This is a genomic window from Phycisphaera sp. (assembly GCA_025916675.1).
Lineage (GTDB): Bacteria > Planctomycetota > Phycisphaerae > Phycisphaerales > UBA1924 > JAHCJI01.
In genome coordinates this window covers 3,461,455-3,475,014 of sequence record CP098402.1, presented here as the reverse complement: position 1 = coordinate 3,475,014, position 13,560 = coordinate 3,461,455, and the positions used below count along the sequence as shown (strand labels likewise).

Genomic DNA, 13,560 nt, shown 5'->3' with positions numbered 1-13,560 from the left:
CTGGCTCCTCTCTTGTTCTTCCACGTGGCACACGCCACTATGGAAACAAGCGAGGGAATTCCAGATCACTCACGCGCCTCGGGAGCATCGCTCAGGTGCATGTTGCGCGAGAGGTCTTCCCGCGTGCGCTCGTGCAGGTGATGGCCGGCCAGCTTGTCCTGGGCTGCCTCGGCTTTTTGCAAGGCCCGGCTGGTTGGGAAGGCGACGTGGCAGATTGGGTCGCCCGGCGCGACGCTGGGTATCGTGGTCATACCCAGGACGACGCCCGATTGCGGGGCTTCGATCACGTTCTGCTCGTTGCCCAGCAGGTCGGTGTTGGTGGCGATGGGGTCGCCCTTGTTCACGAAATCTCCGGGCGCGACGTGGAAGCTCAGGAAGCCGCCGTTCTCGGCGCGCACCCACTTGGACGAATCCGCCTCGATGCGGTAGGCGGGCTTCTCGGGCTCGCCCTCAACCATGCCCAGATGGATGAGGCAGTTGCGGATGCCACGGACGGCGTGCTCGACATAGGTCGGCTCGACCTTCCAGACCTCGCCGGCCTCGAGGATGAGCGTGGGCACACCCGCGTCGCACGCGGCGGCGCGGAGCGAGCCCTCGGGCCCCTTGTTGTCGACGGTCAACTCGGCTCCGAACGCCCGCGCGAACTCCGCGATCACCGGATCGCTTAAATTGGCGCGGACGTTGGGAAAGTTGGTGCGGCGGACAGCGGCGGTGTGCAGGTCGATGCCGTACTGGCAGGGCTTGACCAGGCCCTCGAACATGGCGTGCGCCAATCGGGCCGACAGGCTACCGCGGGGCGAGCCGGGGAAGCTGCGGTTGAGGTCGCGCCGGTCGGGCAGGTAGCGGCTGTTGCGCTCGAAGCCCATGAGGTTCACCACGGGAACCATGACGAGCGTGCCAGCCGAGAGCGAGAACGGCCAGTTCATCAGAATGTGGCGGATGGCGCCGGTGCCGTTGATCTCGTCGCCGTGCACGGCGGCGGTAATGAAGACGGCAGGCCCGTCTCGCTTGCCACGCCAGACGCTGAAGGGGATCGCGAGATCGGCCCCGACATAGCTCTCCGAGACGACCAGCCGGCCTTCCTTGTTGCCGTTCGGCGGAACGTCCAGGTCGGTCCACGAGAGCACGCCCATGCGCTGCTTCACTGGCCATTCTCCAGGGCGTCGACCAGGCTCTTGTCGAGCTTGGCCACGCGGGGCTTCTTCTTGCGCTTCGTCCGTTCGGGCACCAGGTCGCGCATGGTCTCGAGCTTGCCGTAGCACAGCAGCCGGTCGCCAGCCTCGAGGGCGCGGCTGCCCTTAGGGTTCGAGAACACGGCTGTCCCCCGATTGACGGTGAGCACGGTGAGGTCCCGCTCGCGCAGGCCCGACTCGGCGATGGTCTTGCTGACGAAGTCCGAGCCCTCGGGGATGTAGATCTCGGCGACGCCGTAGCCCACGCTGACGGTGAGCCGCTGGCGGATGTCGATCTCGGGGAAATCGACCTGGTTGGCGATGTAATCGACGATGGAGCCGGCGATGTCCAGGCCGGTGCAGCCCTCGATGCCCTCCATGCCGGGCGAGGAATTCACCTCCATCACCTGGGGGCCGTCGTTGCTCTCGAGCAGGTCGACGCCGGCGACGCGCAGGCCCATGATCTGGGCGGCGCGCACGGCGGCCTTCTGGTAGGTCTCGTCGAGTTCGACCGGCTCGGTCCGGCCGCCGCGGTGGACATTACTTCGGAACTCCTGGCCCTGGGCCACGCGGCGCATGGCGGCGACGACGCGTTCGCCCACGACAAGGGCGCGCACGTCCTTGCCCTTGCTCTCGGCCACGAACTTCTGCACCAGCACGTTCTGCTTGGCGCTCTGGAGCGTCTCGATGATGCCCTCGGCGACCTTGTTGCTCTCGGCCAGGATGACGCCCACGCCCTGGGTGCCCTCGATGAGCTTGATGATGACCGGGGCCCCGCCGATGCGCTCGATGGCGGGCAGCACGTCGAGCTGGTTGCGCATGTAGCACGAGTGCGGGATGCCGATGTCGTGGCGGCTGAGGATCTGCAGGCTGCGGAGCTTGTCTCGCGAGTTGAGGATGCCGTTGGCGGTGTTGGGCGTGTAGACGTCGAGCTGCTCGAACTGGCGGACGACCGCGGTGCCGAAGTAGGTGATCGACGCGCCGATGCGCGGCAGGATGGCGTCGTAGTCGCTCAGCTCCTTGCCGCGATAGAACAGGCTGGGCTCGCCGTGCTCCAGGTCGATGGAGAAACGCAGCGTGTTGAGGACCTTGACTTTGTGCCCCCGGGCCTCGGCGGCCTGCTTGAAGCGGCGGGTGCTGTAGCACTTGGGGGCGGTGGACAGGATGGCAAATTTCACGGGTTGGCCTTTCGCCTGGCGTTCTTGGATGAAGGCGGGGAGAGAAGGTAGCGGCTTGCGGGATCGACCACGGCCAGCCCGGCGATGGCGCGGCGGCCGACGAGCATGCGGCAGAGCATGCCCTGGCGGCAGACCAGGCCCAGCTCGGCCTCGAACTCGAGCGGGCCGATGACCATCGTGGTGCGCACGACCGGGCGGATCTGGGTCTTGCCGCTGCTGGGCTTGACGACCGACTCGCGGGCGATGTCGGCCTCGATCCACTTGGTGCGCCGCTCGGGATGCTCGCGGGTAACGACCTCGAATCGGATGCGGCCGTTGGGCAGGTGTTCGAAGGTCGCCACGTGTACGGCGCTGGTGCGGGCACCGGTGTCGATCTTGGCACGCACGCCACGGATGCGCCACTCGGGAAGGGCGACGCGCTCGCGCCAGCCCACCGTGTATTGCGTGTCGTTCTTTGGGGTCATCGGGGTGTATTGTAGCGCGCGCACGAAAAAGCCCGGCATGAAGCCGGGCGTGAGCCGAATGGCGGGGTTCTTTACCGGTCGGCGGGATCGATGCCGAAGCCGCTGCGGTCGGGCTCCTGCGGGCGCTCGGGCCGTTCGTAGCCCTCACGCTCGATGGCCTCGAGCAGGTAGTCCACGGCCGCGTCGATCTGCGGATCTTCACCGCCGGCCAGCGCGGTGGGGTCATCGATCACGTCCATGTCGGGATCGACGCCGTGGCCCTCGATGCCCCACGTGCCGTCGGTGCGGTAGAAGCCGAAGTTGGGCACGGCGGTGTAGCCGCCGTCGATGAGCGGGGGCACGCCGCTGATACCGACCAAGCCGCCCCAGGTGCGCCGGCCGATGAGCGGGCCCAGGTCGTTGTGCTTGAAGAGCCATGGGAACATATCGCCGCCCGAACCGGCCGACCCGTTGATGAGCATGGCCTTGGGGCCCTGGTGGCTGTCGTAGGGCCAGGGCCAGTCCTTGCCGTCGCGCCGGTACCAGTAGTTGGTGCGCGGGCGGTTGAGCAGCTCGATGAATCGAGTGGGGATCTGACCGCCGCCGTTCCAGCGGTCGTCGATGATGAGGGCGTCCTTGTCGATCTGGGCGTAGAACTGTCGGAACAGCTCGTTCTGCCCGTTCACGCCCGTATCGGGGACGTGGATGTAGCCGATAGCGCCGTCGGAGGCCTCCTCGACGTACTGGCGGTTTGCCTCGACCCAGCCGCGGTAGCGCAGGGCCTGGTCGTTGCCGATGGGCTCGATGGTGTAGGTCCGCTCGTTGACGGTTTCCTCGTCGCCGGTCAGGCTGTCGACGACGGTGATGGTCGTCTCCTGGCCCGCGGTGCCGATGAAGGCCGACCAGGGATCGGTCGAGGTGTCGAGCGCCACGCCGTTGACGTGGGTGATGTAGTCGCCCTCTTCGACGTCTATCCCAAGCACGTCGAGCGGGTTGCGGGCGTCGGTATCCCACGGCGCGCCACCGTACATCTTGGCGATGCGGTAGCCGGTGGCCTCGCCGTCTTCGCCGTCCTCGGTGGCCAGCTCGAAATCAACGCCGAGCATGCCGACGTTCTGGCTGGGCTGGCCCTCGACGTCGCCGCCCCAGTAGTAGGCGTGGCCGACGTTGAGCTCGGAGATCATCTCGCCGATGATGAAGCTGACGTCCTCGCGACTGGCGGCATGGTCGACCATCTCGGAGTAATGGTCGTACACCGCGTCCCAGTCGACGCCGTGCATGTTCTCGACGTAGAAGAAGTCGCGGTGGCGGCGCCAGGCATCTTGCACAAGCTGGCGCCACTCTTCACGCGGCTCGACGTGCTTGCGCAGGCCACTAGGCTGGATGGAACCCGACATCGACTGGCCGGCCTTCGCATCGGCGATCTTCCACTGGTTGCCCTGGCCGGCGAGCAGGATCTTCTTGCCATCGCCCGAGATCTCGATCATCTGGGCACCCGCGATGACGGTCTTCTCGTCGATGGAGTCGCCCGACATGTCGACGAGCTTCACCGTGGGAGCGCCGCCGCCGAAGCTGTTGTAGAGCAGGTTGCCCTTGTCGTTGCTCACGAGGTTGTTGAAGCTGCCGGCACCCACGGGCAGCATGAAGCCACGGGCCTCGAAGCCGTCGAAGTCGATCTCGACGGGCTCGGCCTTGCCGTCCTTGCCCTTGCCGCCGCCTTCGGCACCGTCGATCTTGCCATCGGGCACCTCGGTGCCGGTGCGCGTGGCGGTAAAGGGGCCGCTGCCCTCGAGCGGGCCCGAGATGGACCAGGTGCCCGTGAGCGTGTCGCCGTTCAGGGTGGCCTCGGTCTTCGAGTTCATCGGACCCTCGCTGCTGGTCGTGACCAGCTTGCCGGTGTCCTCGTCGAAGGTGACGCTGTCGTAGTCGGAGAGCTCGCCCATGCTCTCGCTGGCACCGACGAACGAGCCGTCCTCGAGCTTCATGAAGTACATCGTGACTTCGAGCTCATCCATGGGCAGGCCCATGGCGGCCAGCCCGGTGGCGGTGCCTTCCCAGGTGCCCTCGATGGGGCTCAGCTCGACATCGGCGTCGTCGCCTTCATCACCCTCACCCTCGTCGGCCGATTCGTCGGCGGTGTCCTCACCCGACTCATCCGCCTCGTCACCCTCCTCGTCTTCGGGCTCGTCCTCTTCCCAGGTTTCTTCGTCAACCTCGATGAGGCGCGGGTTCTCGACCTCTTCGGTCAGCGGGACGGCGATGAGCCGGCCGGCGTTGGCGTAGATGAAGCTCGCGCCCACGGCCTCGTATTGCGGGCTGGTGAACTCGCGGTTGGACGTATAGAACAGGTACTCGCCGTCGCCCGAAAAGGCTGGCGAGCCGTCACCGAAGAAGCCGCTCGTCACCTGATGGGTCGTGCCATCCTCGGTGTCGTAGATGTAGATCGCCGCGGTGAGCATGTTGTCACCGCCCTTGGCGTAGGTGATCCATCGGCTGTCGGGGCTCCAGCTCACCTGGGTCGCGTTGGCGTACGGCTCGGTCTCGAAGAGGTTGGCGTCGCCGCTCTCGATGTCGATGAGGTACATCTCGCCGCTCTTGTCGGCTGCGTAGAGCGTCTTGCTGTCGGGCGACCAGGCCATGGTCATCCAGTACTTACCGTCCATGTCGGTGAGCTGGCGGGGCTCGCCCTTGCCGTCGCTCTGGATGACGTGGATGTTGTACTCGCCGCTCTCGTCGCTGGCGTAGGCGATCCACCGGCCGCTGGGGCTCCACGACGGGTTTCGCTCGGCCCACCGGCTGGTGTCGGTGAGCTGGCGGGGCGGGCCGTTCTCGGCGGGGATGGTCCAGATGTCGCCCCGGGCCTCGACCACGACACGCTTGCCAGTGGAACTGATACCACCGGCCTGGAGGAATCCGGCCGCGTCGACGGTCTTGGTCCGCACGGCCGGCGTCGCGCCGGGGATAGTGACCTGCACCTCGCTCACCTCATTCGCATCGAGGTCGAGCAGGTGGAGCTTGCTGCCAAGGCTGAAGACGATGGTGCCATCGTCGCCCGCGCTGATGGATGGGAACTTCACGTCGTTGTCGGTGAAGGTGGTCACCTGTGTGCGGTCGCCGCTACCCACGTCGTAACGCCAGATGTTCAGGCGGTGGTCGTCGCCGGCGTCCGAGACGTAGTACAGCGAATCGCCGTGCCACATGGGCAGGCTGTCGGTGCCCTCCCAGTCGGTGATCTGGCGGCTCTCGTTGGTGTCGACGTTGAACAGCCAGATATCGCTGGCCATGCCGCCGCGGTACCGCTTCCAGGTGCGCGCGTCGCGCTGGATGGGCGTGTAGGCCAGCCAGGTGCCGTCGTCATTCAAGACGCCGTTGGCGCCGTAGGGCACCGGCATGCGCTCGGGCAGGCCGCCCTCGGGCGAGACGCGGAAGATCTCTTGCTGGCGGCCCAGGCCGGCAGTGCCGCTCATGAAGAACATGATGCCCGAGTCGTGCCACTGGGTGGGCGCCTCGTTGGCGGGGTGGTGGGTCACGCGGCTGGGCACGCCGCCGGCGATGGGCAGCGTGTACAGGTCGCGGTCGCCGTCGTAGTTGCCCTGGAAGACCACACTCGACCCGTCGGGGCTGAAGCGGGGGAAGAGTTCCTGGCCGTCGGGGCTCGCCAGCGGCGAGGCCTGGCCGCCATCGCGCGAGACCAGCCAGAGGTCGTTGCCGTACGAGAACACGATGTGCTCGTCGCTGACGGCGGGGTAACGGAGCATGCCGGCGTAGTCGCCGCCATCCTGGTTGCCGCCCTGGCGGGCCGATAGGGGTTGCCCCGATACCGCGACGATGCGGGCCGGCTCGCTGGTGCCCACCTCGGCCGACCCGGCACACGAGACGAGCAGGGCCTGGGCGGCCAGAACGGGAACGACGGTCAGACGCTTATCCATAAAAGACACCTCCAGAACGGGCAGTGTACGGCACCAGCCCACCGTTCGGGGGGTGGGCCGGGCTCGCGGGGACGCGCCACGGCGGGCCGTCCGGCAGGTTCATTTGGGGGGCATGGCCCGAGATTCCACCCTGTGTCCCGACCGAGCAATCAAATCGGCTTGCTCGATCTAGCGGTGGTCGCCTTTTATTCGCCCGCTACCGTTGGCCATGAAGTCCATCGCCGCCCAGATCATGATCCTGACCAGCCAGCGGCGGACCCAGCGCAACCTGAAGGTGCTGGCGCGGTTCATGCTGATCCTGGTCGGCCTGATGGCCGTCCACACGGTGCTCTTCCACCTCATCATGGAGTACCACGAGGGGCAGGACCACACGTGGCTCAGCGGGCTGTACTGGGTGCTGGTCACCATGAGCACCCTGGGCTTCGGCGACATCACCTTCGAGAGCGACCTCGGACGGCTGTTCTCGATCGTCGTGGTCATCAGCGGCACGATCTTCCTCCTCGCGCTGCTGCCGTTCATGTTCATCCAGTTCTTCTATGCGCCATGGATCGAGGCCCAGACCGCCGCCCGCACCCCGCGTGAGCTTCCCGCGGAGACCAAGGACCATGTCATCCTGACGCACCTGGACACCGTGACCGAGGCGCTCATCGCCAAGCTCGGACAGATCGGCCAGCAGTACGTCGTGCTGGTGCCCGACGTCGAACACGCCCGCAAGCTGCACGACCAGGACATTCGCGTGATGGTCGGCGACCTCGACGACCCCGAGACCTACAAAGCCGCACGCGTGGACAACGCCGCGATGGTCGCCACGACGCGTACCGATGCGCAGGACACCGCCGTGGCGTTCGCCGTGCGCGCGGTGAGCGAGACGGTGCCCGTGTTCGCCACGGCCGATCTTGGCGCGTCGGTGCCCATCATGGAGATGGCCGGCGCGACGGGCGTCGTTCGGCTCGACCGCGTGATGGGCCAGGCGCTGGCGCGGTGCATCTCGGGCGGCGACGCCGTGACGCACGAGGTGGCCCGCTTCGACGACCTGATCATCGCCGAGGCCAGCGCGGCTCGTACGCCGCTCATCGGCAAGAGCCTGCGCGAGAACGGGCTGCGCGACCTGGGCGTGAACGTCGTGGGCCTGTGGGACCGCGGTGTGTTCCGGCCGGCCAGGCCCGACACGGTTGTGAACGAGCGCACGGTGCTGCTGCTGGCCGGCTCGCCCGAACAGCTCGAGAACTACGACGAGCACTTTGCGATCTACAACGTGAGCGCCGACCCGGTGATCGTCATCGGCAACGGTCGCATCGGCCAGGCGACGGCCTCGGCGCTCGAGCTGCGCGACATCGACTACCGCATGATCGAGCGATCCGAGCGGCGCGTGACCAATACCGAGAAGACCATCGTGGGCGACGCGGCCGAGCCGCGCGTGCTCGAGGCGGCGGGGCTGGGCAAGGCCCCCACCGTGGTCATCACCAGCAACAACGACGACGTGAACCTCTACCTGACGCTGCTCTGTCGCAAGCTGCGGCCAGACATCGAGGTCATCGCCCGCTGTACCTTGGACAAGCACGTCTCGGCCCTGCACCGCGCGGGTGCCGACTTTGTGCAGAGCTACGCGAGCACCGGCGCGAGCGCGATCTACAACCTGCTCCAGCACGGCCGCATGGTGACCATCGCCCAGGGGCTGGAGATCTTCGATGTGAAGGTGCCCAAGTCCGTCGCGGGCAAGCGCATCATCGACTCGGGCATCCGCGAGGCTACCGGCTGTACCATCGTGGGCTACCGCGACGACTCGGGCCTGGTCGCCAACCCGCCGGCGACCACCGTGCTCGAGGCCGACCGCGGGCTGGTGCTCATCGGTGATGTCGAGGCCCACGAGGCCTACCGCCGCAAGTACTCCGATGGCTAGCCGAGCCGGGCGGCGATCGACCACCACGCCGCGGCCACGCACACCAGCAGCGCCACGCCCAGCGCGAGGTTCGACCACCAGCGATTCGCCAGCTCGCGGCCGATCCACGCCCGGCGGTTCATCAGCGGCACCAGCGCGATCGCCAGCAGCGGGATGAAGCCCGCCCCGACGACGCCGTAGAGCTTCTGGGCGGTCCGGAAGTCCACGAACAGCAACCCGCAGGGGACGACGGCGAGCGCGACGAGGTACCCCCGGTACGCCCGCGACGTCGTCGAGATCTCGACGCGCTCGCGCTTGCGACGCATGGCCCACCAGTCGGCGAACACGTACGGCACCGCCTGCCACACGCCCAGCACGCTGGAGAAGACCGCCCCGAACGCACCGATGAGAAAAGCCCAGCGCATCACCGGATGTGTGCGATCGCCGATGCGGTCGGCGATCCGCACGACGACCGACGCGTTAGCCTTCTCGAACTCCCCCGCGCTGGTGATGTCGGCGGCCAGCACGACCATGCCGATGCCAAAGAGGGCGGTCATGGCGTAGCCAACGCCCAGGTCGATCCGGCAGGTCTTCAGATCCTCAACTCCGCCGCGACCGGCCTCGCGCATCCAGTAGTTGTAACAAATGATGGTCAGCGTGCCGCCCACGCCGCCCACGAGCGCGATGACCCAGCCGAACGCTTCGGGATCCTCGGGCAGCCGGGGCACCAGGCCGCCGACCACGCCGGCGGGGTCGGGCGTCGCCACGATCGCGCTCACGAGCACGACGACGAACATGAGCGCGATGCACGCCGCCATGACGCGCTGGAAGAGCGCGAAGCCGCCCAGCCAGACCATGGCCAGCCCCGCGAGCGAGCAGCCGATAGCGCCGGCGTAGGTGGGCACGGCGGGAATCATCGCGTGCAGCACCGCGCCGCAGGCCTTCATGAGCGCGAGCGCCACGACTGGGCTCCACAGCAACAGATACGCCCCGAAGACGGCCCAGACGATCGGCCCCAGCCTGGAGATCGCGCCCTCGAGGATGGTCGTCCCCGTCGCCAGCTGCCAGCGCGCGAGCTGCTCGTTGAGCACGAACTTGGCCAACGCGCCGACGACGACCGCCCACAGCACCGTAAGACCGAGCTGGCTGCCGGCGAACGCGGCCGTCGCCAGATCGCCCGCGCCCACGCCCGTGGCGGCGACCAGGACGCCCGGGCCGACCAGCAGGAGGAGGTTTCGTGACGCGCGGGGCATCACCGACGATACGACCCCGGCGAACCGAACGACGCGATTCGATCAGCACCCCGCGTCGAACGCGTTCTGGAACGCCAGGAAATCAAAGATGGTCAACTCGCTGTCGTAGTCGAAATCGGCCCAGGTGCTACCGCGCACGAACAGGTTCTGGAACTCGAGGAAGTCGAAGATGTCCAGGTTGCCGTCGAGGTTCAGGTCGGCGCGGCAGTCGAGCTCGCCCGGATCGCCCGAGGGCGGCAGGATGTTGATGTCGTCCATCGTGGCGGGGTCGTAGTTGGTGCGGCCTCGACCGGCCATGAATACCGGGCCGCTTGGCATGCCGTCGAGCGGGCTATCGGTGCGCTGCCAGCCGCCGCGGGTGCTGAACTGGAAGGCCTTGATGATGCCGCCGTCGACCACGAACAGTGCGCCGTCGTCGCCGAATTGCAGTCCTTGCGGGCTCGTCACGCCCGGCAACGAGATCTGGGAATCGATCCGCAGCCGGCCGGCGGCGTCACGCTCCAGCTCGGTCAGCATGGGCGAGCCCGAGGCCGCGATCCATTCCTTGCCATCGACGGGGTTGATCGCCAGCGATACGTCGCCACCCAGAGGCACACCGCTGGGCAGGGCGTCGTTGCGCAGCAGGGTCAGGTCCTGGCCGGCGATCATCAGCCGCCGACTGGAAACGTTGAGCGCGACCACCTGGTCGGTCGCGTCGTCGTAGAACATCGCGTTGGCCGGCGCGGGAAGGGCCGTGGTATCGATGATCGCGTGCTCGCCGCCCGCTTGCACGGCGTAGCGGTCGATCTTGGCGTTCGAGGCAACGTACGCCGAACCGTCGCGGCCCACGACCAGGGCCAGCGGGTTGATCATGGTGTCGACGGTATCCAGTTGGTCGTTCACGAAGTTCGCGTGCAAGAGCAACCCCTGCCGGCCGCCGCCGGTCGAGCCCAGCACGAAGCCCTCGGTGGGCAGGGCGGTAGAGGACAGGTCCATGATCTCGTAGCCCGGGGACATGTCGATGGTGAATCGCTTGGCACCGGGGTCGTCGCTGCCCGGCTGGGGGATGTCGAAGCTGATGTCGGTGAGCCCCGGGCCGGTCGACAGGCCGTACATGGGCCAGATGGCCCCGAAGCCGTCGAGGAAGCCGCCGTTGGAGTTCACGCGCATGACCTGGCGGGGGAAGTAGCCCGACTCGTCCCTGCGCCGGAACCTCCAGGTGGGATCGGTTGTGAATTGGGTCACGATGGTGCGGAACGGGCTCTGCGAGCCCAGGTCGCTGCTGTCGTCGGGGTCGTGGTACGCGAGCAGCATGTCTTCGGGCGCAGCGCAGGTGTTGAACGCCGCGTGCATGGTCACCATGTGCCCGCCATCGCGACTCCAGCGGTCGAAGCCCACGTCGTCGTACCAGCCGATGAGCGGCATGACCACCGAGCCGATGCGCATCTGGTCGGCCAATTGGTGGGGTGAGAGGCCCTGGAACCCGATGGCCAGGTAGCTGCCCGCGATGAGGCCGGGTGAGTCGCTGAGCATCGCCTTGGTGCCGGCCGTCCAGCCACCCATGTTCGTGCCCGTGGTGGGGCTGGTGCCCATGAGCAGGGTGCCCATGATGATGAGCTGCGTGGAGACCGGCGTGTACTGCGTGCTGCTCGACCAGTCTTTCGGACCGCCGAATACCTCAGGGTGCCCATGATTGGAGATGTACGCCAGCGCATTGGCCGTCGCCGTTGGCACGCAGTACATCCGGCCGTCGTTGGGCAGCGTATCGCGCCGCTGATCGAAGTCGGGCATACCGATGCGGTAGACCGTGCATTGGCCAGCGGCCGAGCCGGCGAGCCCGGCCACGGCGAGAACGGCGGCCAGCGACGAACAAACGTACGAACTCGGATTTGGCATGGCGTTAGACCCCCGACGGCAAGGCCGACCGGCACCCACGGCTGTTCGACAGCCATACCCCGGCGCGGCAGCACCGCTTCAAATATAACGAGATCTGGCACGGTTACTCACGCGAAATACGGAAGAATCTACCCACCGGCTTACCCAATATAACAACCAGACAAAAACCTGCGTGCCCAGCAAGGCACCGTTGCGCAGGCAAACAGGGGCTCCAAGAGCCGACAGATCAGCCTGAGTGGGCCGCCACGCTTTGCGGTTCGGGCTTCGGCTCGATCTGAGAAGACGCGTCGGCCTGGTCCTCGCCCGAGGCCGACGCCGACTGCCTCGTGCGGGCGGGCTTGCGGCCGATGGCGATGACGCTCAGGCCTGGCAGGCCGTCGAACCGCTCGACGATCTTGGCAATCGGTAGCAGCCGATTGAACAGCTTAATCTGCCCCGGCGAGAGCGCCCTGCGGCCCATCTTGCCGCTCACGAACCAGCCCAGCACGCCCAGGCGGTTGAACTCGCTGGTCTGCACGACCTCGAAGCCCGCCTCCTTCATGCGATCCGAGAGCATGGCGCGGGTGTAGCGGCGGTGGTGGCCAAGCGTTCGATCGCACTCGGTAAACAGCCACTGGTGGGCGGGGGCCAGGATGATCGCGTGGCCGCCGGCGTCGAGCACGTCGTAGTAGTTCTTCAGGGTGGGCAAATCGTCGTCGACGTGCTCGACGACGTTGAGCGAGAGGACCGTGTCGGGCTTCTCTTTGGCGATGGACCCGAACCCGTGGGCCTCGTTCAGATTCACCCGCGCCGTGCGCACGTTTGCCAGGTACGCGTACCGCCGGCCGACCACCTCGACGTAATAAGGATCGAGATCGGCGCACACCAATCGCTGGCGATCGAGCAACTGCTCGGTGAAGTTGCCGATGCCGCACCCCGCCTCGACCACCCGATCGCCAACGAACGGCCGGAACTGCTCGAACGTCCAGCGATTGAACCCGCGGGCGCGGCGGACGCTCTCGGACAGGTAGTACCCATCGTGCGTGGTGAACCGCCGGTCGAAGAAGCGGTACTTGAACAGCAGCCAGAAGGCCTGCAGGCCGTCCTTCCAGCCGATATGCTTGCCCTCGGCATAGCTGCGGCCGTGGTAGCTCACCGAGACCTCGTAGAGGCGCGCGTTCCACTGCGCCAGCCGCGTCGTGAGCTCGGGCTCGATGCCGAAGCGGTTGCTCTTGAGGGGAATCTGCTTGAGGATGTCGGTGCGGACGGCCTTGTAGCACGTCTCCATGTCGGTGAGGTTGATGTCGTTGAGGGCGTTGGCCAGCAGCGTGAGGCACCGGTTGGCCACGCTGTGCCAGAACAGGAGCACCCGGCGCTGCTCGCTGGCGGCGAAGCGCGAGCCGAACACCGCGTCGGCGTTGCCCTCCAGGATCGGGGCCAGCACCCGCGGGTAATCGTTGGGGTCGTACTCCAGGTCGCTGTCCTGCACGATGGCGACATCGCCGGTGCACTCGCCGATCGCGCGACGGATGGCCGCGCCCTTGCCGCGGTTGCGATCCTGGTGGAACACCCGGATGCGGCTCTCGCTTACTGCCAGTTCGGCCAGGATCTTTCGCGAAGCGTCGCTGCTGCCGTCGTCGACCACGACCAGCTCGATCTCCAGGCCCAGGTCGGCCACGGGGCTGGCCAGCACCCGCGCCACGATCGTGCGGAGCGTTCGCGCCTCGTTGAAGACCGGCATGAGCACGCTGAGCTTGCGGAACCTGGGCTCGGGTAGGTCAACGGTGCTTCGATCCATGGCTGTCGTCTCCCGGAGCGCGTCCTTGTGCCAGCCATCGGCGGTCGCCGTCAG

The 13,560-nt window shown here is 67.1% G+C and carries 8 protein-coding genes; 1 reads left to right on the top strand and 7 read right to left on the bottom strand.

What is annotated here, in order from left to right:
* Nucleotides 1-65: 65 nt before the first annotated feature.
* The 4 genes from NCW75_14900 to NCW75_14885 form a co-directional block, all read right to left on the bottom strand.
* Nucleotides 66-1,145, bottom strand: a complete 1,080-nt coding sequence (locus NCW75_14900; GenBank protein UYV12568.1) for a M14 family metallopeptidase — start codon at nucleotides 1,143-1,145, stop codon at nucleotides 66-68.
* A complete protein-coding gene (locus NCW75_14895; GenBank protein ID UYV12567.1) occupies nucleotides 1,142-2,350 on the bottom strand; it encodes a RimK family alpha-L-glutamate ligase in 1,209 nt (402 codons plus the stop codon). Before NCW75_14895 ends, NCW75_14900 begins: the two co-directional genes overlap by 4 nt.
* A complete protein-coding gene (locus NCW75_14890) occupies nucleotides 2,347-2,814 on the bottom strand; it encodes an ATP-dependent zinc protease (GenBank protein ID UYV12566.1) in 468 nt (155 codons plus the stop codon). The genes NCW75_14895 and NCW75_14890 overlap by 4 nt, the downstream gene beginning before the upstream one ends.
* 71 nt (nucleotides 2,815-2,885) lie before the next feature.
* A complete protein-coding gene (locus tag NCW75_14885) occupies nucleotides 2,886-6,722 on the bottom strand; it encodes a S41 family peptidase (protein ID UYV12565.1) in 3,837 nt (1,278 codons plus the stop codon).
* 208 nt (nucleotides 6,723-6,930) lie between these two features.
* Between NCW75_14885 and NCW75_14880 the strand changes: the two genes are divergently transcribed.
* Nucleotides 6,931-8,622 (top strand): NAD-binding protein, encoded by a 1,692-nt coding sequence (locus NCW75_14880; protein UYV12564.1) that lies wholly within the window; start codon nucleotides 6,931-6,933, stop codon nucleotides 8,620-8,622.
* Here NCW75_14880 and NCW75_14875 read toward each other — a convergent pair.
* The 3 genes from NCW75_14875 to NCW75_14865 all read right to left on the bottom strand — a co-directional run bounded on the left by NCW75_14875 (nucleotide 8,619) and on the right by NCW75_14865 (nucleotide 13,506).
* Nucleotides 8,619-9,854, bottom strand: a complete 1,236-nt coding sequence (locus tag NCW75_14875) for an Nramp family divalent metal transporter (GenBank protein ID UYV12563.1) — start codon at nucleotides 9,852-9,854, stop codon at nucleotides 8,619-8,621. The genes NCW75_14880 and NCW75_14875 overlap by 4 nt on opposite strands.
* Before the next feature lie 42 nt (nucleotides 9,855-9,896).
* Nucleotides 9,897-11,729, bottom strand: coding sequence for a hypothetical protein (locus NCW75_14870; protein UYV12562.1), 1,833 nt, complete (start codon nucleotides 11,727-11,729; stop codon nucleotides 9,897-9,899).
* 226 nt (nucleotides 11,730-11,955) lie between these two features.
* Nucleotides 11,956-13,506 (bottom strand): glycosyltransferase, encoded by a 1,551-nt coding sequence (locus NCW75_14865; GenBank protein UYV12561.1) that lies wholly within the window; start codon nucleotides 13,504-13,506, stop codon nucleotides 11,956-11,958.
* Nucleotides 13,507-13,560: the final 54 nt, after the last annotated feature.

Bases quoted from the DNA above. Each gene is read 5' to 3' on its own strand.
- NCW75_14875 (UYV12563.1), bottom strand. From the start codon at position 9,854: ATGCCCCGCGCGTCACGAAACCTCCTCCTGCTGGTCGGCCCGGGCGTC.
- NCW75_14865 (UYV12561.1), bottom strand. From the start codon at position 13,506: ATGGATCGAAGCACCGTTGACCTACCCGAGCCCAGGTTCCGCAAGCTC.
- NCW75_14890 (UYV12566.1), bottom strand. From the start codon at position 2,814: ATGACCCCAAAGAACGACACGCAATACACGGTGGGCTGGCGCGAGCGC.
- NCW75_14885 (UYV12565.1), bottom strand. From the start codon at position 6,722: ATGGATAAGCGTCTGACCGTCGTTCCCGTTCTGGCCGCCCAGGCCCTG.
- NCW75_14870 (UYV12562.1), bottom strand. From the start codon at position 11,729: ATGCCAAATCCGAGTTCGTACGTTTGTTCGTCGCTGGCCGCCGTTCTC.
- NCW75_14880 (UYV12564.1), top strand. From the start codon at position 6,931: ATGAAGTCCATCGCCGCCCAGATCATGATCCTGACCAGCCAGCGGCGG.